Consider the following 386-nt stretch of genomic DNA (forward strand, 5'->3'; position numbering starts at 1 on the left):
TTGCTATGGCTCAGTACCAGCCCGCCCTGCCAGGCATCGAGGCGCGCGTCGCTGTCCACCGCTTTTGAGTCAAAGCCGTAGTTGGCATATACCTCGACGTCGATCGGCCCGGCCTTGATGTTGTGGGTTTTGGTGGTCAACGCGTAGTGGCCGTTGTCGCCGGTATCGGAGCTGCCGGTACAGGTGATGCGCGACGGGTTGGTCTCGTCGGCCATCACTTCCGGGCTACAGGATTTCACCTGCGACACCGTCGCCACGTCGAACTGCACGCCGCCGATATCGAAGTTCTTCACCCCGGCGCCCTGGCCGTCGTGGTTCATCCAGAAGTAGTCGTTGATCCCCTGTTGCGGGCGCTGGTGGAAGTCGCGGCCGGCCCAGATATAGGC

The 386-nt window shown here is 62.4% G+C and carries 1 protein-coding gene; it reads right to left on the reverse strand.

Features of this window, described 5'->3' with window-relative positions; translation table 11 throughout:
• A partial coding sequence (locus tag PGR09_RS24550; RefSeq protein ID WP_430916587.1) for a carbohydrate porin occupies window positions 1-386 on the reverse strand: 386 nt, incomplete at both ends.

This window comes from Klebsiella sp. 141251 (genome assembly GCF_050600725.1).
GTDB classification, from domain to species: Bacteria; Pseudomonadota; Gammaproteobacteria; order Enterobacterales; family Enterobacteriaceae; genus Klebsiella; species Klebsiella aerogenes.